Origin of the sequence: Chryseobacterium rhizoplanae (assembly GCF_900182655.1) — a bacterium.
In the GTDB taxonomy this organism is placed as follows: domain Bacteria; phylum Bacteroidota; class Bacteroidia; order Flavobacteriales; family Weeksellaceae; genus Chryseobacterium; species Chryseobacterium rhizoplanae.
This window is the reverse complement of the sequence record NZ_FXTC01000005.1, coordinates 106,642-126,803: the sequence shown is the minus strand read 5'-3', so window position 1 is coordinate 126,803 and position 20,162 is coordinate 106,642. Positions and strand designations below refer to the sequence as shown.

Annotated in this window: 20 protein-coding genes; 13 read left to right on the top strand and 7 right to left on the bottom strand. The window is 36.0% G+C overall.

The annotated features are described in order from the left end of the window. Positions 1-84 precede the first annotated feature (84 nt). The 9 genes from FN817_RS13105 (at position 85) to FN817_RS13065 (ending at position 9,080) form a co-directional block, all read left to right on the top strand. On the top strand, positions 85-588 hold the full coding sequence (locus FN817_RS13105; protein WP_047388136.1) for a GbsR/MarR family transcriptional regulator: 504 nt from the start codon (positions 85-87) through the stop codon (positions 586-588). Between the two features lie 118 nt (positions 589-706). Then, on the top strand, positions 707-1,369 hold the full coding sequence (locus FN817_RS13100; RefSeq protein WP_142718335.1) for a class I SAM-dependent methyltransferase: 663 nt from the start codon (positions 707-709) through the stop codon (positions 1,367-1,369). Between the two features lie 133 nt (positions 1,370-1,502). Beyond that, positions 1,503-1,865: a hypothetical protein gene (locus FN817_RS13095; RefSeq protein WP_142718334.1), complete on the top strand. Its 363-nt coding sequence runs from the start codon at positions 1,503-1,505 to the stop codon at positions 1,863-1,865. After that, complete coding sequence (locus tag FN817_RS13090; RefSeq protein ID WP_142718333.1) at positions 1,862-2,674, top strand: DCC1-like thiol-disulfide oxidoreductase family protein; 813 nt, start codon at positions 1,862-1,864, stop codon at positions 2,672-2,674. The genes FN817_RS13095 and FN817_RS13090 overlap by 4 nt, the downstream gene beginning before the upstream one ends. A gap of 32 nt (positions 2,675-2,706) precedes the next feature. Then, on the top strand, positions 2,707-3,183 hold the full coding sequence (locus FN817_RS23175; protein ID WP_167498861.1) for an SRPBCC family protein: 477 nt from the start codon (positions 2,707-2,709) through the stop codon (positions 3,181-3,183). A 17-nt stretch (positions 3,184-3,200) separates the two neighbouring features. After that, entirely contained in the window at positions 3,201-3,905 is a 705-nt protein-coding gene (locus FN817_RS13080; RefSeq protein ID WP_142718332.1) for a YqjF family protein, read from the top strand. A 116-nt stretch (positions 3,906-4,021) separates the two neighbouring features. Continuing rightward, positions 4,022-4,921 carry a TIGR01777 family oxidoreductase gene (locus FN817_RS13075; RefSeq protein ID WP_142718331.1) on the top strand — a complete coding sequence of 300 codons (900 nt, stop codon included), beginning with the start codon at positions 4,022-4,024 and terminating at the stop codon, positions 4,919-4,921. Between the two features lie 50 nt (positions 4,922-4,971). Continuing rightward, the gene (locus FN817_RS13070; protein ID WP_142718330.1) at positions 4,972-6,417 is read left to right on the top strand and encodes an alpha-L-fucosidase; all 1,446 of its coding nucleotides are present in this window, start codon (positions 4,972-4,974) and stop codon (positions 6,415-6,417) included. Then, on the top strand, positions 6,417-9,080 hold the full coding sequence (locus tag FN817_RS13065) for a beta-glucosidase (RefSeq protein WP_142718329.1): 2,664 nt from the start codon (positions 6,417-6,419) through the stop codon (positions 9,078-9,080). The genes FN817_RS13070 and FN817_RS13065 overlap by 1 nt, the downstream gene beginning before the upstream one ends. A gap of 53 nt (positions 9,081-9,133) precedes the next feature. On the opposite strand, the gene FN817_RS13060 is transcribed toward FN817_RS13065, so the two are convergent. Next, on the bottom strand, positions 9,134-10,015 hold the full coding sequence (locus FN817_RS13060; protein WP_142718328.1) for a hypothetical protein: 882 nt from the start codon (positions 10,013-10,015) through the stop codon (positions 9,134-9,136). A gap of 123 nt (positions 10,016-10,138) precedes the next feature. Further along, entirely contained in the window at positions 10,139-10,525 is a 387-nt protein-coding gene (locus FN817_RS13055; RefSeq protein ID WP_142718327.1) for a hypothetical protein, read from the bottom strand. A 198-nt stretch (positions 10,526-10,723) separates the two neighbouring features. Here FN817_RS13055 and FN817_RS13050 point away from each other — a divergent pair, with 198 nt between their 5' ends. The 3 genes from FN817_RS13050 to FN817_RS13040 all read left to right on the top strand — a co-directional run bounded on the left by FN817_RS13050 (position 10,724) and on the right by FN817_RS13040 (position 13,599). Continuing rightward, positions 10,724-10,987, top strand: a complete 264-nt coding sequence (locus FN817_RS13050) for a hypothetical protein (protein ID WP_228451551.1) — start codon at positions 10,724-10,726, stop codon at positions 10,985-10,987. Between the two features lie 228 nt (positions 10,988-11,215). After that, positions 11,216-12,604: a dihydrolipoyl dehydrogenase gene (lpdA, locus tag FN817_RS13045; RefSeq protein ID WP_047378183.1), complete on the top strand. Its 1,389-nt coding sequence runs from the start codon at positions 11,216-11,218 to the stop codon at positions 12,602-12,604. Between the two features lie 194 nt (positions 12,605-12,798). Continuing rightward, entirely contained in the window at positions 12,799-13,599 is an 801-nt protein-coding gene (locus tag FN817_RS13040; protein WP_142718325.1) for a patatin-like phospholipase family protein, read from the top strand. A gap of 115 nt (positions 13,600-13,714) precedes the next feature. On the opposite strand, the gene FN817_RS13035 is transcribed toward FN817_RS13040, so the two are convergent. After that, entirely contained in the window at positions 13,715-14,152 is a 438-nt protein-coding gene (locus FN817_RS13035) for a hypothetical protein (RefSeq protein WP_142718324.1), read from the bottom strand. Positions 14,153-14,586: 434 nt separating this feature from the next. On the opposite strand from FN817_RS13035, the gene FN817_RS13030 reads away from it, so the two are divergent. After that, positions 14,587-16,524 (top strand): SPFH domain-containing protein, encoded by a 1,938-nt coding sequence (locus FN817_RS13030; protein ID WP_142718323.1) that lies wholly within the window; start codon positions 14,587-14,589, stop codon positions 16,522-16,524. Positions 16,525-16,591: 67 nt separating this feature from the next. Here FN817_RS13030 and FN817_RS13025 read toward each other — a convergent pair whose 3' ends face one another. The 4 genes from FN817_RS13025 to FN817_RS13010 form a co-directional block, all read right to left on the bottom strand. Further along, positions 16,592-17,287 (bottom strand): ABC transporter ATP-binding protein, encoded by a 696-nt coding sequence (locus tag FN817_RS13025; RefSeq protein ID WP_047378181.1) that lies wholly within the window; start codon positions 17,285-17,287, stop codon positions 16,592-16,594. Positions 17,288-17,367: 80 nt separating this feature from the next. Beyond that, positions 17,368-17,928 carry a hypothetical protein gene (locus FN817_RS13020; RefSeq protein WP_142718322.1) on the bottom strand — a complete coding sequence of 187 codons (561 nt, stop codon included), beginning with the start codon at positions 17,926-17,928 and terminating at the stop codon, positions 17,368-17,370. 346 nt (positions 17,929-18,274) lie between these two features. Continuing rightward, positions 18,275-18,970, bottom strand: a complete 696-nt coding sequence (locus FN817_RS13015) for a LytR/AlgR family response regulator transcription factor (protein ID WP_142718321.1) — start codon at positions 18,968-18,970, stop codon at positions 18,275-18,277. Then, the gene (locus FN817_RS13010) at positions 18,963-20,027 is read right to left on the bottom strand and encodes a sensor histidine kinase (protein ID WP_142718320.1); all 1,065 of its coding nucleotides are present in this window, start codon (positions 20,025-20,027) and stop codon (positions 18,963-18,965) included. Before FN817_RS13010 ends, FN817_RS13015 begins: the two co-directional genes overlap by 8 nt. Between the last annotated feature and the right edge of the window lie 135 nt (positions 20,028-20,162).

Sequence of the window (20,162 nt, the reverse complement as noted above, 5' to 3'; positions counted from 1 at the left end):
CTTATTAAAAATTAACTTTCAAAAATTATTGAAAATTCAAAAAATATAATTACATTTGTTACAGAAATCTAAAAAGAAAACAAAATGCAACTTTCAGAAGCAAAAGAAAAATACATTCAGACCTGGGGAACCTTTGCTACCAATTGGGGAATCAACCGTACAATGGCGCAGGTGCATGCACTGCTTTTGGCTAGCGGCAGACCGCTTTCTACTGATGAAGTAATGGAACAGCTGGAGATTTCAAGAGGGAATGCCAATATGAATCTTCGTGCTCTTATCGATTGGGGGATCGTGAAAAAAGAATTTGTGAAAGGCGACCGTAAAGAATATTTCGTGGCGGAAAAAGATGTATGGTATCTTTTCAAACAAATTACCAAAGAACGTAGAAAAAGGGAAATTGAGCCTGTAATTTCTTTTCTTGAAGAACTAAAAAATATTGAGGATAAAGACTCGGAAGAAGCTCAGGAATTTATCAAACTGATGAATGACTTCAGTTCTGTTACCGGAAAGATCAACAATATTATGGATCTGGCGATAAAAAGCGATGATCACTGGCTGGTAGGAAAGATTACCAATCTATTGAAATAGAAAAAAGAAAGAGGATGAAAATCCTTTTTTATTTTAAATTAATTTTCAAAAATTACTGAAAATATAAAATTCATAAAATGTTTATTTTTTTAAACTAATAATAAATCTCAATTTGAAAATGAATGATCTACAACAATATTTTGACAGTATACAGCCTAGATACTACATCAATGAAATTGCATCTTTAGGTTTTACCAGACTATTCAGAAAGATGGCTGTTCAAAAAGTAAAAAACTATAGGGATAAAAGAGTTCTTGATCTGATGAGTGGACAAGGTGAAAATTTGGAATTTCTAAAGGACCACAATGAAAATACAAAAATTGTAACCTTAGATTTTTCTTCGGCAATGAATATGAAACTTTTTTCAACATTTAAAAAGAAGCTCACAATAAATCAGATTCAGGATGATTTCTTCAAAAACCAAATTCCGGACAGATCTATGGATATTATACTTTGCTCTTACGGAACAAAAACAATAGAGGAAAACAATAAAAAGTTTTTTGTGGATGAGTTATCAAGAATCATTGATGAAAAAGGAGAGATTATGATCGTAGAATTTGTAAAGCCCAAAACTCCATGGAGATTCAGTTGTGTGAAATGGTATATTGAAGTACTTGTTTCAAAAATTTTTGGAAACGAATTTGGGAAACTTTTTCATTATATCAACAAAAATGATAGTCTTGAAGATATGAGAGAGCAGTTTAATCATAATGGATTGTTTATCATCTCTCACAAAAGATATTTGGATTTGGTTGAAATTCTTCACGTGAAAAGAAACTAACTTTTTATTTGAAATTTTATTTCAAAAATTACTGAAAATATAAAATTAACAATAAGTATGAAAAATTTAATCATTCATTTGTTCCTGATTATTTATTTCAGAAGAAAAGGATCACTTTAAAACCATTGCTACCATGAAAACATTTGCAAAATATGATTATTATATTCAGTTATTCTTTATAATAATTGGGCCTCAGGCTTTTATATTTGGTGGTTTGTCTGGATTTGTTCTGTTTTATTTTATAGTAGGAATTCCTCAATTGGTAAGTTTCCTGATCAAACTGTTTTTTAAAACAAAAAAGTCAGCACTGTATATCGCGTATGGAATTGTAATAATACCGGTCTGGATTATTGTAACCATCTTGTTTACAGAGAAACACATCAATGATTTTTTTGGATATGTTTTAATGGCCGCTCTTTTATATAGCCCTGTGATGGCAGCGGCGTATGTTTATGACTGTTACACTACTTATGAACCTTATAAATCACAATTATGAAAACGCTCAAAAACCACACATTAATCTACGACAACGAATGTCCGATGTGTAATCTTTACTCCAAAGGTTTTACCAAATGCGGAATGCTGGATGAAGATGGAAGAGAAGCATTTACGGAAATCTCAGTGAGAAATAAAATCTTAATAGACTTCAATCGGGCGAAAAATGAAATTGCTTTGGTAGATCACAACAAAAATGAAGTCGTTTACGGATTAGACAGTCTGCTTCTCATCATTGGAAACTCTTTTCCATGGTTGGAAAAAACCGCTCGAATAAGACCTTTCCATTGGTTTTTTCAAAGGTTGTATTCCTTCGTTTCTTACAATAGGAAACAGATTATTCCTTCCTCAAAAGATTATACAGAGCAATCTTGTGTTCCGGATTTTAACCTGAAATACAGAATAGCATATATCAGTTTTGTTGTTATTTTTTCAGCATATATCCTAAGTGAATTTTCCATAAAGCTGGATTTTAATTTAGAAAGGAATTTTCTGAGAGAATTTGCCGTTTGCCTCGGTCAGATCGTTTGGCAGAGTTTCTTTTTAAAAAGCTATCTCAAAGATAAAATCTGGGATTATCTCGGAAATATGATGACTGTTTCTTTAATTGGAACCTTACTTTTAATTCCTGCGCTGATGATCGATTTCACCCCTGTTTTTTATCTGATATACTTTGGGATTGTAGTATTGATCATGTTTCTGGAACATATAAGAAGATGCCGAATACTAAAATTAAATTTTCTCCCTACCATTTCCTGGATGGTATTCAGGTTCACAGCGCTGGCCATTATTATTTTGACAACCATTTAATTACAATTTGTATACACTTAAAACCTCTTAAAATGTCAACAATCTATTTAAATACAATAATCAATGCAGACATTCACTATGTTTTTGATCTGGCAAGAGATATTGATCTGCACCAGCAATCAACCTCAACATCTCATGAAACAGCAATTGCCGGACGTACTTCAGGGTTGATTGAAGAAAACGAAACCGTTACCTGGCGGGCCAAACATCTGGGAGTTTATCAGACCCTCACCACAAAGATTGTCAGTATGGAAAAACCGGTCCAGTTCATTGATGTGATGCAGAAAGGAGCCTTCAAATCTATGCGGCACAGGCATACCTTTAAATCTGTAAACGGGAAAACACTGATGACCGATGTTTTTGAATTTGAATCTCCGCTTGGCATCATAGGGAAATTGTTCAATGCTATTTTTCTTACAGGATATCTCAAAAGTTTTCTGCTCAAAAGAAATGAAATGATCAAAACTATTGCAGAATCTTCTACCCGTGATGGAATAGCCATTTTTTAACCTGAAAACACATGATTATGAACTTTTTAAAAGCAGAATGGCGAAAGCTGGCCATCATCAATTACGAGATTGATCCTGAGATCTTATTGCCGTATTTACCTAAAGGAACAGAACTCGATTTTTACAAAGGCAGATGTTATATAAGCTTGGTAGGATTCATGTTTTTAAACACAAAACTGTTGGGATTACCCGTCCCTTTTCACCGGAATTTTGAAGAAGTAAACCTGAGGTTTTATGTAAAGAAAAAAGAAAACGGAATCTGGAAAAGAGGCGTGGTATTCATCAAGGAAATAGTTCCCAAACCTGCATTGAGCTTTGTCGCCAATACGGTATACAAAGAAAATTATCACACAATGCCGATGAGAAACCATATTCATGAAAAAGAAGGTGAATTGCTGATCCGGTATTCATGGAAAGATAAAAGCTGGCATTCTATTCAGATTATGGCTGATAATACTCCAAAACCTATGGAAGAAAACTCAGAGTTTGAATTTATCACAGAACACTATTTTGGTTTTACAAAAAAAGAAAATACAACCTCTGAATATGAAGTATGCCATCCAAAATGGGATTGTTACACCATAAAAGACCATCAGCTGGATATTGATTTTCAAAATATCTACGGAAATGGTTTTGAAGGTCTGAATCATCAGGAACCCCTTTCTGTAATGCTTGCTGAAGGCTCAGAAATTCAGGTGAGAACAAAGAAATACATCAGCTGAAAAAGAACAAGAACACCCCTTATCCACAAACATCTGTGTTAATCTGTGCAATCTGTGGTTACAACCTTAAACATTGAACCCAAAACTTTGTATTTTGAACTTAAAATTTTAAAACAATGAAAATAATCATAGCCGGAGGTACCGGATTTCTTGGTGAAAACTTAGAAAAATATTTTACAGAAAAGGGGAATCAAGTCTATATCCTGACCCGTAATCCTCAACGTAAAAACGAAATGTACTGGGACGCCCAAACATTAGGTGAATGGAAAAACAGTTTGGAAAAAGCAGACGTGCTGATCAATCTTACAGGAAAATCTGTAGACTGCCGGTATCACGACAAAAATAAGCAGGAAATCTATTTTTCAAGGATTAACAGCACAAAAATATTGCAGGAAGCTGTAGATCAGTGTTCTGAAAAACCAAAAATTTGGCTGAATGCAAGTTCTGCAACCATTTACGTCCACTCTGAACAGCATCTGAATACAGAAGAAAACGGAATTATCGGTGATGATTTTTCTATGAATATCTGCAAAAGCTGGGAGAAAGAATTTTTTGCAGTCAAAGATGAAGAAATACGGAAAGTGGCCCTTCGCACATCCATTGTTCTGGGAAATAATGGCGGAGCGTTTCCTAAGCTGAAAATGGTTACAAAGCTGGGTTTAGGAGGAAAACAGGGACGGGGAAACCAAATGGTAAGCTGGATTCATATCGATGATTTTTGTAAAGCGGTAAACTGGATCATTCAGCATAAAAATATTTCAGGAGCAATCAATATAACTGCTCCGGCTCCGCTTTCCAATGATAATATGATGAAAAAGCTAAGAAAAGAATTGAAAGTCCCTTTTGGACTTAATGCTCCGGTCTGGCAGTTGGAAATTGCTTCTCTGTTCCTGAAAACAGAAACCGAATTACTTTTAAAAAGCCGTAATGTATACCCTGAAAGATTAATAAAAAGCGGATTTGAGTTTTCATTTCCAGGTTTTGATGAAGCCATTCTTAATCTCTTGGAATCCTAATGTTTGCGGATTTCACAAAGGATAATTAAATTAGCGGAAAACTATTCCATATGCTGGTTATACCCAAAATAAAACCCTTTTTTCTTTCATCCTTTTTAATAAGTTCAGTAGTATTTTCACAGGCCCACAATGTCTCTGAGGGATATCAGAAACCTACAGACCCTCTTGTTGTTCAGAATCTGGACCAATGGCAGGATATGAAATTCGGACTTTTTATGCATTGGGGAACCTACAGCCAATGGGGAATTGTTGAAAGCTGGAGCCTATGCCCTGAAGATGAATCATGGACCCAGAGAAAACCTGAGCATGGGAAATCTTATGACGAATATGTAAAGAATTATGAAAATCTTCAGACCACTTTCAATCCCACTCAGTTTAATCCTCAAAAATGGGCGGATGCGGTAAAAAAAGCAGGGATGAAATATGTGGTTTTTACAACTAAACATCACGACGGCTTTACAATGTTTGATACCCAACAGTCTGATTATAAGATAACCTCTTCTAAAACTCCCTTTTCAAAAAATCCAAAAGCAGATGTCACAAAAGAAATCTTCAACACCTTCAGAAAAGAAGGATTCAAAATTGGAGCTTACTTTTCAAAACCTGACTGGCATTCTGATGATTACTGGTGGTCCTACTTCCCCCCAAAAGACAGGAATGTAAATTATGATCCGAAGAAATATCCGGAAAGATGGGAGAGTTTTAAAAAATTCACTTTCAATCAGCTGAACGAAATCACATCCAAGTATGGTAAAATTGATATTCTTTGGCTGGATGGAGGTTGGGTACGTCCTTTCCATACCATTGATCCAAAAGTAGAATGGCAGCGCACCATCAAAGTAGAGCAGGATATTGATATGGATAAAATAGGAACAATGGCCAGGAAAAATCAACCGGGAATTATTATTGTAGACCGTACCGTTCCCGGAAAGTGGGAGAATTATGTTACCCCGGAGCAGGCCGTTCCTGAACAGGCTCTTGCCATCCCTTGGGAAAGCTGTATCACAATGGGAGATTCCTTTTCCTATATTCCCAATGACAACTATAAAACTTCCCAAAAGATTATTGAAACCCTGGTGAAAATCATTTCAAGAGGAGGAAATTACCTGATGAATATCGCTCCCGGGCCCAACGGAGATTACGATGCCGTTGTCTATGAAAGATTACAGCAAATTTCCGGCTGGATGGACAAAAATCAGGCAGCTGTTTTTGCTACAAGAACTATTGCTCCCTATCACGAAGGAAATTATTATTATACCCAAAGCAAAGATGGAAAAACAGTGAATATTTTTCATTTGGATGAAAAAACAAATTATCAGTCTCCATCAACATTAAGTTTTACAATTCCCGATAATTTTAAACCGAAATCTTTGAAAGTTTTAGGGTTGTCAAACAAAATTCAATGGAAAAAAACAAATGAAAATACCATTGAAATTAAATTACCTGAAGAAAGGAAAAATCTGAAATATGCAACCGTAATTCAAATAACAGAATAATGAGATTGTTTCGTTTTAAACTTACGGGAACCATATTATTGCTTAATATTACCATCATTTCCGCTCAAAAACCTTTATATAAAGACTCAAAGCAGCCCATTGAAACCAGAGTTAAGGATCTGTTGAAGAGAATGACTCCTGAGGAAAAATTCTGGCAGTGTTTTATGATACCCGGAGATCTGGATCACGTTCCGAAAGCACAGTATTCTCATGGGATTTTTGGGTTACAGGTAAGCGCAGGAAACCAGGGAGGCGGTGCTGCAGGGCAGTTACTGAAGTACAATGCCAATGAAGATGCTGAAAGACTGGTGAAAAAAATCAATACCATTCAGAAATATTTCGTTGAAGAATCAAGATTAGGAATTCCTATTATTCCTTTTGATGAAGCCTTACACGGATTGGTGAGGGAAGGAGCTACAGCTTTTCCGCAGGCCATTGGTTTAGCTGCCACTTTCAACCCGGAATTGATGAGCAAAGTCTCGGCAGCAATTGCAAAAGAATCAAAACTGAGAGGAATCCGCCAGATTCTGACCCCTGTAGTAAACTTGGCGAGTGATGTGAGATGGGGCAGGACAGAAGAAACTTACGGCGAAGATCCCTTTCTGACCTCTGTTATGGGAGTCAGTTTTGTCAGTTCATTTGAAAATATGGGAATTATTACTACTCCCAAACATTTCTTGGCCAATGTAGGAGAAGGCGGAAGAGATTCATATCCTATTCATTGGAGCAAAAGATATCTTGAAGAAACACATTTAATCCCTTTTTATAATGCCTTTACAAAAGGAAAAAGCCGTTCAGTGATGACTTCCTATAACCTGCTTGACGGAAGACCTTCAACAGCTAATCATTGGTTACTGACAGAAAAATTAAAAAATGACTGGGATTTCAAGGGCTTCGTCATTAGTGATGCAAGTGCGGTAGGAGGAGCCAATGTGCTGCATTTTACGGCAAAAGATTATGACGATGCTTCTGCACAGGCGATCAATGCCGGGCTGGATGTGATTTTTCAGACAGAATATAAACATTATGAACTCTTTATTCCTCCCTTTTTGGATGGAAGAATCTCAAAAGGAAGAATTGATGATGCTGTTTCAAGGGTATTGAGAGCGAAATTTGAGCTTGGATTATTTGAAAACCCTTACGTTTCACTCAAAGAAATTGAAGAATTAAAAAAACTGAATCATAAGCCATTGGCAGAAAAAACCGCTGCAGAATCTTTCGTTTTGCTTCAGAATAATAATCAGACCCTTCCCGTTCCCGGAAATATTAAAAAAATTCTGGTAGTAGGAACAGATGCTGCTGATGCCAGATTAGGCGGTTATTCAGGCCCCGGAAACAAAAAAGTAAATATTGTTGACGGAATTAAAAATTATATCAGAGATAAAAATATTGAAGTCGTTTATTCAAAAGGGATTGATTGGAATGTAAAGGATTTTGCCACAGTTTCCAATGAATATTTATCTTCTGAAAACAAAAAAGGATTAAAAGGAACCTATTTCTCTGATACTGATTTAAAAGGAAATCCGGCTTTCGAAAAACAGGATGAACAAATCAATTTTAAATGGACTTTGTATTCACCCGATCCTCAAAAACTTCAGCCGGATCAATACAGTATCCGCTGGACAGGAAAACTGGAAGCTCCGGATTCAGGGAAGTATCAGTTAGGATTGCGGGGAAATGACGGCTTCAGATTATACCTTGATGGAAAATTAGCCATTGACCAATGGGAAAAATTAAGTTATTCCACCAAAACAATTGATGTAGATTTTGTAAAAGGAAAAAAATATGATATTACCATTGAGTTTCATGAAAATTGTGGCGAGGCCAACCTTGAACTGATCTGGAACTATGGGCTTCATCATTACGGGAAAGACTATCAGGAAGCTTTAAATCTTGCTCAGAATGCAGACTATATCATTGTTGCCGCCGGGATTCATGAAGGCGAATTTCAGGACCGTTCTTCATTAAGTTTGCCAGGAAATCAGGAAGCATTTATTCAGGAAATTTCAACATTGAAAAAACCGGTAACAGTAGTTTTGGTAGGTGGATCTGCTATAAAAACAACCTCATGGAAAGATAAAGTAGGAGCCATTTTAGACGTTTGGTATCCGGGAGAAGAAGGAGGAAATGCCATAGCAAAAACGCTTTTCGGGGCTGAAAATCCGTCTGGAAAATTACCCATCACATTTCCGGTTGAAGAAGGCCAGCTGCCTTTGACGTATAATCATCATCCAACAGGAAGAGGAAATGATTATCATGACCTGAGTGGTGAACCATTGTATCCGTTTGGATTTGGTTTAAGTTATACCACCTTTGAAATCTTAGGTTTACAACTGAACAAAGTAAAATATTCAGAAAATGAAACTATTATGGCTACAGTCAATGTGAAAAATACAGGATCGAAAGCAGGAAGTGAAGTCGTACAGCTATATGTAAAAGACTTATTGGCCACAGTTTCAAGACCGGTTATTGAGCTCAAAGGATTTCAGAAAGTAGAACTGCAGCCCGGAGAATCAAAATCTGTCACCATTGAAGTTCCCATAAAACAACTACAGTTCCTGAACGAAAAAATGAAATGGACTGTAGAAAAAGGAACCTACAGAATTATGGTCGGCAATTCATCCAAGAACTTACCATTAAAACAAAATATTGAAGTTTTATAAAACAAAAAAGAGCAGAAATTTCTGCTCTTTTTAAGTGTATTTTTTGAAGATATCTAGTATTTTCTGGCTAATAAAACGTTCAATAAGAATGTTCCGGTCCAGTTACTGTTATTGGAACCATTATTTCCAATAAAATCTATACGGGCCACAGATACGGTAAGTCTGGTTCTTCCTGCAGTACCGTTATTGGCAAGGCTTACAAAAGATGCTGTAAATACATCCGGGAAACTCGAGTTATTTCCTGCCGTAAGAATTGGATACATATTGGCAACATTGAACGGAGTCCCTTGGTATTCATAAACCAAGGTCATTCTGCTGGCATTGGCATAGGTAGAAGTATGAGCATTATCTATCGATGTTTTACTTATGATCCACCATCTGTCGTTTGCTGCTCCTGTATCATAACCTGAATTCGTATGGTTGGTCCAGTCGGCAACCGGGGCAGTACCAAGTCTGTGAGGAGGAATGAGAACTTGTGTTCCATAGATTTCCACATTGCTCGGCTTAGGCAGAACTGTAAAGGACAAATCCCATGTTCCGCCAGTGGTATTACTGTTATTCACTACTTCAGCATAAGCTCCGATAGGAATCACAAAAGAAGGAACAGGAGTATTGTCAATTCTTAGGGTATTACCGCTGGAAGCCTGGAGTGTGATATTATTCGGCGAAATATTTTTAATCTTATAAATTCTTCCTGTAAAACTTGTTGTTCCGGTGCCGATGACCGGAAGGATAAATGTCGCATCGGCTGTTCCATTATAGGTAATATAATGGTCGGTAGTCTGAATATTATAAGTTGTGGCTGTGACTTCGCTATAGCCAGCCCTTAAGGAACCATTTACGGCAAATGTACTGTTAGGGGTTGTTGTGTTAATACCTACTTGTGCAGTTAAGGGAAGGGCTCCAAATAAAAGGATCAAAATGTATTTTTTCATGTGTTGGGAAATTTGGTTTCCATCAAATATAGAAAAAAAAATAACTAAAAGTTAAATAAAACTTAATAAATTTATGTTATTAATTAAATTGTTATCTAATAATACGTTAACTTTTGAAAAATATTAAACTAGTCTGCATGGAACTTCCAAATCTTCGGTAAGATAATAGCTGCAGCAAAGACGGTGGTAACCATCTGCAATGATCAGTTCATGTTCACCCCTTATAAGCAGTATAGGCGAAAGCTTTTTATTCTTTTCTACTTTTTTCAGGTTTTCTTTTACATGAATATTGGTCTCAGGAAGCAGGGGAAGCTTGCTGGCTCTTAAAATATCTTTTGATTTTTTTGTAATTGTAGGGGCTGCCTTTAATTTTTCAACCATTTTTCTGGCTTTATCAGGTTCAAAAAGCAGTTCCAGATAATCCTGTGCTGCAGGAAAATCGTGGACTTCAGGATCTTTCATCCAGATACTGTCTTTGGTCAGATTACCCTTTTTTACAGACGTTTTCATAAGTGTTTATTAAAATATAAATGTATGAAAAATAGATCGTTATTAACAACCATTATTTCAAATAAGCCCATGGTTTGCTATATGGATTTTACTTTCCAAAAAAAATATTGGTATGATATATGCAAGATTTATCACGAACCGGAATGAATTTAATTAAGATTAAATAATTAATTGAAATCATTCAAAAATATGAACATTATGAAAAAGTTTTTAATTTCAACACTACTAGTATTAGGTTTATCTATGAATGTTTCAGCTCAGAAACGTCCGCCAGCTCCTCCACATCCGTCAAAAACGGAATTGGTGAATATTAAAATGCAAGAGCTTACCAAAAAATATAATACCGAGAAAAAACTCATCTTGAATCACCCTCTTGCCACCAAACAGATGAAGAGAGATCAGATGAAGGCTTTAAATAGAAGATATGAGGCTGAAAAACGATTGCTTAGAGAGGCAAAATAAAACTTATTTTTTGCAGTTGTTAAAATTGAAAAAACAAGGTTTTATATTTTGAGTTTTGCTAAATTTTCAATGTAAAATAAAATTTATTGAAAGAGGATACGTCTTGTGTTCTCTTTCTTTGTTTAAAATTAAATAAAAACAGCCTTGTTGATGCATTTTAAGATCACCTTTCAGAAACATAAAACATCCAATATTTTTCCTTAAATTCGCATAAAAATTTTTAAAGTAATGAATTACGATATTATTGTCATTGGAAGTGGTCCTGGTGGATATGTTACTGCGATCAGAGCAGCGCAATTAGGTTTCAAAACCGCAATTATCGAGAAAGAAAATTTAGGAGGAATCTGCCTTAACTGGGGATGTATTCCAACTAAAGCTTTATTGAAATCTGCTCAGGTTTTTCATTATATCAACCATGCTGAAGATTATGGTTTGAATAAAGTGGAGGCTAGCTTTGAATTCCCGAATGTAATTCAGAGAAGCCGTGGTGTTGCCAGCAAAATGAGCAAAGGAATCGAATTCTTGATGAAAAAGAATAAGATTGACGTAATTCTTGGTACTGCAAAAGTACAGAAAGGTAAAAAAGTTTCTGTAACAGATAAAGAAGGAAAAGTAACTGAATATACAGGAACTCATATCATTATCGCTACAGGAGCTCGTTCAAGAGAATTACCAAACTTACCACAAGATGGTAAAAAAGTAATCGGATACAGACAGGCATTATCTCTTCCTGAGCAGCCGAAATCTATGATTGTTGTAGGTTCCGGGGCTATCGGGGTAGAATTTGCTGACTTCTATAACACAATGGGAACTAAAGTAACTGTTGTTGAATTTATGCCAAACATTGTCCCTGTAGAAGACGAAGAAATCTCTAAACACTTAGAGAAATCTCTGAAGAAAACAGGAATCGAGATCATGACAAACGCTTCTGTAGAAAGTGTTGATACAAGCGGTGAAGGAGTAAAAGCTACTGTAAAAACAGCTAATGGAAATATCACTCTGGAAGCTGATATCTTATTATCTGCTGTAGGTATTGCTGCTAATATCGAAAACATCGGTTTAGAAGAAGTAGGAATCCAGACGGATAAAGGAAGAGTATTGGTAAACGAATGGTACGAAACTTCAGTACCTGGTTACTATGCAATCGGAGATATCATCCCAACTCAGGCTTTGGCTCACGTTGCTTCTGCCGAAGGAATCACTTGTGTTGAGAAAATAAAAGGAATGCACGTTGAAAAAATCGACTATGGCAATATCCCTGGATGTACTTACTGCCACCCTGAAGTAGCTTCTGTAGGTCTTACTGAAAAACAGGCTAAAGAAAAAGGATACGAAATCAAAGTTGGTAAATTCCCTCTTTCTGCAAGTGGGAAAGCTACTGCAAACGGAAACACAGACGGATTTATCAAAGTGATCTTCGATGCTAAATATGGTGAGTGGTTAGGATGCCACATGATTGGTGAAGGAGTAACGGATATGGTTGCTGAAGCTGTGGTAGCAAGAAAACTTGAAACTACAGGTCACGAGATCATCAAATCTATCCACCCGCATCCAACAGTTTCTGAAGCAATTATGGAAGCTGCTGCTGCTGCTTACGGTGAAGTGATTCACATTTAATCTGAATATACAGAAATCTATAATATAAAAGCCCGGAGAAATCCGGGCTTTTTCATATGAATATTTAAAATTCTTAATGGTTTTTTGCTGTTTATTTTTTTACAATGAGAAGAATTTTATTAAAATAATTTTAAAATCAGCATATTTATAAAAATTAACTTAATTATTTCAAGTCGTTTCCTTACATTTATTCTATGAATTTTGAAAGAGTAGGACTTGTTTTATCAGGAGGCGGTACCAAAGGAATCGCTCATGCAGGAGTATTAAAATTCTTACAGGAAAAAGGGATTGAAGTAGATATCCTTTCCTGCTGCAGTGCAGGATCTATTGTAGGATGTCTTCATGCCATCGGGAAAACGCCCGAAGAAATCCTGGAATTTTTCAATTCCGTGTATTTTTTCAATTGGAAACATTTTACATTCAATCAGCCGGGGCTTGTTTCTTCAGTGATTTTCAGGAATTATCTGAAGCCTATCTTCCATGACATGAAATTGGGTGATCTTGATATTGAAGTAAAAATAGTAGCCACAGAACTGGTTGCCGGAACCCAGAAGATTTTTGACAAAGATTTTGAGATTGTGGATGCCATCATTGCATCATGCTCCATTCCCGGAATAACAACTCCATACATTATTGGGGAGGAAATGTACTGTGATGGAGGTGTGCTGAACAATTTTCCGGCAGATATCATCAGAGACGATTGTGATAAGCTGATCGGAGTATTTGTATCTCCGCCCAATGAAGCTAAAATCAAAGATCTGAACTCCATTAAAGCAATCGTTTCCCGTTCTTACGATTTACTTTCCTATAGAATTGAAAAAGTAAAATTTGAATACTGCGACTGGTTCATTTCCTCCCAGAAACTATCTTCTTACGGCACTTTTGAGCGAAGAAAAGACAAACTGGAAGAGATTTTTAATATCGGGTACAAAGCAGCTAAAGAAAGCTATGAAGCCAGTGGCTTCTTTGAAGAATTAAAACAATCCGGAACATAAAAAATCCTGCATCACAATGCAGGATTTTTATTTTATATTAAAGAAACTCTAAGTCTTTAATGAAAATTTCTATACTGACTATAAAACTTCCAGCTTCTCTCCTCCGGGTTCCAGCTTAATTTTTAACTACATACCCGTCCTGACGTACAATTTCATTGTCGTTGGCATCATTTACCACCAGTGTATAGGGAGCTTTTTTCGGAGAATCGGTAAGGTAATTTCTCCAGATCTGATAGCTGTGTCCTTCATTGCTGAAGGAGATGTAATAATTTCCTCCGGTACCGTCAGGAATCATTTCTCCATCGCTGATGATCATACTTGGTTTAGCAGTGATCTTTGCATTGGCATTCCATGACTGGTAAAGATACTTACCGTTTGGCTGTTTGTCGATTCTGATCTTGAACTTTTTGGTCTTAATAATGACCGTTTTGGGTACCTGTTGAAGAGCAGATGAAGTTACAGAAATATCTGTTTTCGGAGTCGGAACTTCTTTGGCATAAGCAAAAGAAAACTGCGCTAAGCAGAAAGTCCCTAATAAAAGTTTTTTAATCATTTTCTTATATTTTGTAGTGATGTTTAGCCTCATCAAATTTAGAGCCATTTTTCAATGTTTCAGAAGAACTCAGGAAGCTTCAAAAGAGATTTCAGGTTTCTTAAAGTTTGTTATGTAAAATAATTATGTTGATTTTCAGTTAATTATAAATTTGTATGAGAAAAATTGCCGGTTTTTGAAACAACTGAATACTTTTCTTCTGTACATTTGTACCATCAAAGGATCTCGTTCCTTTATTATCAAAATGAAACTAATTAACTTTAAGTTTTTTCTATTAAAAGTATCAGAAATCATCTTCACGATTTTTAATACTTCTCCTCCTGTAATTTCTTAATTTTTTCGAAAGAATTATCACATAATTCGTACTCTGTTTTTTCATATACCGAAGAAATAGAGCACAATCCCTGTTTTCAAATATAATCAAAAACAAAACTATGGAATTAGCTTTTCATGGCTGGATGATTCCGGCCGTCATTGCACTGTTGTGCGTACTTTTTTATAAATTCATTTTAAGAATTTTCTTTGGATTAATCATTGTTCCTCAGGACAAAATCGGTTTGGTAACCAAAAAATTCGTGTTGGTGGGTAAGCAGGAGCTTCCGGAAGGAAGAATTATTGCAACCAATGGAGAAGCGGGCTTTCAGGCTCAGACATTAGCTCCGGGTGTATATTTCAGAAAATGGATCTGGCAGTATTCTATCGATTTTCAATCTTTTATAGTAATTCCGACCGGAAAAATAGGATTATTACTGGCAAAAGATGGAGCAGAATTAGAAACCGGAAGAATCTTAGGAAGAAAAGTGGACTGTGATTCTTTTCAGGATGCTGAAGCTTTTTTGAAAAACGGAGGAAGGAAAGGCCGTCAGACCGCGATTATTGCGCCTGGATCCTATAGAATCAATACGCTGTTATTTGAAATAGAATTAACGGATATGACCCAGATTCCTGATAATGCAGTAGGAATTATCACAACTATGGAAGGAGATCCTTTAGCAGAAGGTCAGATTGCAGGTAAGATTATCAATGATCATAATAAGTTTCAGGATGTAGATACTTTTTTAAATAACGGAGGATTTAAAGGTCTTCAGGAGCAGGTAATTCTGGCGGGTTCTTATTTCCTGAATCCATGGTTTACAAAAGTTGAAATGGTGAAAATGACGGAAATTCCTATTGGCCATGTGGGAGTTATTATCAGCTATGTGGGAGAAGAGGGACAGGATTTGAGCGGGATTGATTTTAAACATGGAAATATTGTTGAGAAAAGTCACAAAGGAGTTTGGGCAGAACCCATTGGTCCCGGAAAGTACCCCATTAATCCTTATATTATGAAGGTTGAACTTGTTCCTACTACTAATTTGGTTCTGAACTGGGCGTATGAAAGAAGTGAATCGCACCAGCTGGATAAAAATCTTTCAACAATTACGGTACGAAGTAAAGACGGTTTCCCATTCAATCTTGATGTTTCGCAAATCATTCATATTCCTACCTATGAAGCTCCGAAAGTGATAGCCCGTTTTGGAAATATGATCAATCTTGTAAGTCAGGTTTTGGAACCAACCATTGGAAACTATTTCAGAAATTCAGCGCAGGATAGTGATGTGATTGCCTTCCTGGGAACCCGAAAAGAAAGACAGCAGTCTGCAAAAGATCATATCAGCAGTGTTTTGGAACAATATAATGTAAATGCTGTGGACACTTTGATTGGAGCGATTGTTCCTCCGGAAAGTCTGATGAAAACCTTAACGGATAGAAAATTGGCGGAAGAACAGAAAATTACGTACGAAACGGAAATGCTGGCTCAGGAAACACGCCAGGCTCTGGAAAAAGAAACGGCTGTTGCTGATATGCAGAAAGAAATTGTAAAAGCAGATCAGGGTGTTTTGATTGCGGAAAGAATAGCTGATGCATCAGTAAAAAAAGCAACCGGAGATGCCAATTCCGTAAGATTACAGGCGAATGCGGAAGGAGACAGACTGAAACTGTTAGCAACCGGTGAAGCAGAAAAAACAAGACTTCTCGCCAAAGCTGAAGCGGAAAAAATAGAGTTGCTGGCAAAAGCAAATGCAGAACAAATTTCATTAACAGGTAATGCCGAAGCAGAAAAAATTCTGGCCATTGGTAAATCTAACGCAGAGTCTTATAAGCTATCGGTAGAAGCAATGGGCGGAAATAATTTTACCCAATTGAAAATTATGGAAAATATAGCCAGCCAGAATGTAAGAATAATGCCTGAGGTATTAATTGGTGGAAACGGAGATTCAGCAAATGGCGGAATCAGCGGACTTCTGGGACTTCAGCTGTTGGAGCAGGTGCAAAAGAAAAATGCTGAAACGGTTACTGTGATTGAAGAGAAGCCTGATCATAATTCTTGACTTTAGCATAAGGAATAATTAAACTAAAAAAATCGCCCGGAAATTTTTCCGGGCGATTTCATATTTTTTATACCGTGTAACTTGCAAACGCCTCTTCCAGGCTTTCAAATTTACCTTTAAATTCATCAATAGGACAATCCTGAAGAATGTTTCCTTTATGAATAAGAATAACTCTTGAACAAAGTGCTTCTACTTCCTGCATGATGTGGGTAGAAAGTAAAACGGTTTTCTGCTGGCCGATTTGTTTTACCACATTACGGATTTCAATGATTTGATTGGGATCCAGACCATTGGTAGGTTCATCCAGAATCAGTAAATCCGGCTGGTGAATAATAGCCTGTGCCAATCCTACACGTTGTTTGTATCCTTTTGAAAGCTGTCCGATCTTTTTGGATTTTTCAGGCGTGATTCCTACCAGTTCTATCACCTCATCTACTCTGGATTCGGGAATTTTGTGGATATTGGCTACAAACTGAAGGTATTCTTTTACGTACATCTCCAGATAAAGCGGGTTGTTTTCAGGAAGAAAGCCAATTTTCTTTTTGCTTTCAATCTCATGGTTTGAGATATTCATACCATTGAAAATAATTTCACCCTGGTCAATTTTCAGTGCTCCGACAATAGATTTCATCAGGGTAGATTTTCCGGCACCGTTTGGGCCAAGAAGACCGATGATCTCGTTTTTATCAATAGAAATGTTGATATTGTCAAGGGCAGTCTGCTCACCAAATTTTTTGGTTAAATTGATTATCTGAAGCGGCATAAGTTTTACTATCTTTCTGCAAAAATAAAATAAAAAAACTCATCCGATAGAATGAGTTTCGCAATATTTATAAAATATAATTATTTTCTTGATTTTTTCTTGGTTCCACCTGTCGCCGGGGCAGCAGTAGAGGCTGTATTTCCGTTTCCTTTATTAACAGAAGGATTTATAGAAGCAGGTTTGTCATACATGGCATACTTTCCATTAGCTCTTCCGAAAATCTTCTCCACCTGTTTTTGGGTTAAAAACTGTGATTTTCCAATGTATTTCCGGTTTTTGTTGATCACCTGGATAAACTGCATGGTTTGCTGGCCATAATTCTTTTCATAATGAAGTTCGATGATATCATTAGGCAATTCCAGCACAACATTCTCTTCCGGAGTGGAGATAAAGCCATCCATAATAAGTTTGTATAGTCCGGCAACATCATTATTAAGATTCTGAAATGAAAAAGATCGGATTGTATTCAGATTGCTGGTGTTCAGATCTTGGTAGTTGACTGTAAATTTATCTTCCTTTTTATAGAGACCAACGGAATTATCTTTACCAATTTCCACCAAACTTTCATTCTTCAACACTTTGATCTGTGAGAAAACTGAAATACTGAACATACATATAATAAGTAGAATTATTTTTCTCATGAATTGAATTTTAATGTTTTATAAAATTGGTGTATATAAAATTACTAATAAAAAGGCTTAAAAGCAATTTTATTTGTTAAAGCAAAAATAACATTTTTTTTTAATATTTCTATTAGATCATCCGTCGATGCTATGGATGTCATTGTTTGTGTAAGTGATTGCTAATTAATTTCTTATCTCTTTTTTACGAAAATGAAGCCAATTGGGTTTAAAGTTGATTGCCAATTGTCAATATGATGTAATGTATTGAAAAACAGATTGGAAATCCCTTAAGCGAGGTTGGGAGAGAAACCAATTTAAAATAAATGTTAAAAATGCCATTATAGATTAAATTCTAAATGGAAGTTTATAACAGTTTATTTCTGGAAACAGAAGAGATTAATGCCTCAAATTCCTTTTTATAACTTCTTCCCACGGGAATTTTATGATTGTTGACAACAATTTCATTATTATTGAATGCCGTCACAAAAGCAGAATTAATGATAAAAGATCTGTGAATTCTCACAAAACTTTTACTTGATAATGTCTGTTCAAGATCTGTAATCTTACTTTTCGAAATAAAAATTTCATTGGTAATGAGTACTATTTTGATATCATTTCCCTGACTTTCAAAATAAACAATCTCCGAAAGCGTAAGTTTCCGGTGCATTCCCTCAGTTTTGACGAGGATAAAATCTTCTGTATGGGCGGCTGTAGTTCTCATGATACGTTCCACAGATTTAAAAAAACGTTCAAAAGTAATCGGCTTCAGGAGATAATCTACCGCTTCCAGTTCAAAACCTTCAATGGCAAAATCCCGGTAAGCGGTAGTGAAAATAGTCCGGGGCTTCTGAGGCAGTGACTTCAGGAAATCAATTCCATTGAGGTGAGGCATCTGAATATCCAGAAACATAAGGTCTACAGTCTGATTTTGCAGTGTTTTATAAGCCTGCATCGCATTCTGAGCTTTTCCCACCAGCTTTAAATCGTCGATCTTAGAAATATGGTTTTCCAGTAATGACATGGCCAGAGGTTCGTCATCTACAATAATACAGTTAATCATAATATGAAGGAGTACTTATTTCAACTTTAAAAATATTGTTTTCCTGTGAGATACTGAAGGTAAAATGTTCCTGATAGTGATATTGCAGCTGCCTTTGTATGTTTTGCAGCCCGATCCCTTTTTCATTAGCTGCCTTTTGATCTGAGAAGATATTTTCAATTGTAAAGACAGAATGCTGGGAATTCGTTTCTACATCAATCTTTATTTCCGTGGTTTCTGAACTTTTTCCTACTCCATGTTTAAAGGCATTTTCCACCAAAGTAAGATAGAGCAGGGGTGGAATGGTATTCGGGGAGTTTAACCTGATGTATTTTTGAATTTTTAATCTTTCATCATGATACCGCAGGCTTTCCAATGCAATATAATCCTCAATAATTGCCAGTTCATCAGAGACCGAAACCCATTTTTTCTGCCCTTTGTATAAAATATAATCCAGAATATCAGAAAGCTGGCTGATAGATTGGGAGGTTTTATCAGAATGACTGATTGACAGAGAGTAAATATTATTCAGGGTATTAAAAAGAAAATGAGGATTGAGCTGAGATTTGAGCGATTGCAGTTCAAGCTCGGTCTTTTCCTTCTGCAGTTTGATTGTTTGTTCCTTTTCATCCTTATACCTTATAAAAAACATGATGGAAATAAAGATAAATGCCCCACTGATAATTGTGAATGTATAATGAGTCAAAAGATAGGGGATATCAGTAAAAATATCGGATATGCTGTCTTTGACTTCATTGGTGAAAAGAGGTTCGGCAATATAAACAAGAAAAAACCTGTTGATGACAGAAATAAGATAAAGACTGATGACAAGATACAGCAAAAGCTCAACATACCTTTTTCGGTCAAAAAAACGGCGGATCAGCACGAAATAGATAAAATTGGCTCCTGCAATCTGGAAAATCCAGTGGCAAAAATTATAAATAACCAATTCTTTAAAGGCTCCACTTTCATATTCTCCATACATTCTTGCTGTCCCGAATAAAAATAAAGCAGTCCAGAAGAACAGCTGGAAATATAGAGTTTGTCTGATCTGAGTTCCTGATGGCGTTTTCATCATCTTCAAAAATATAAAAACTTAAGCTACGTCAGAGAAATGTATGCAAAAGACTTTAAAATAATATCAGATAACATCATTTATACTATAAACTGCTTATTCTGCTATTGGCAGTGAATAGCCTGTTGTCCGAATCTT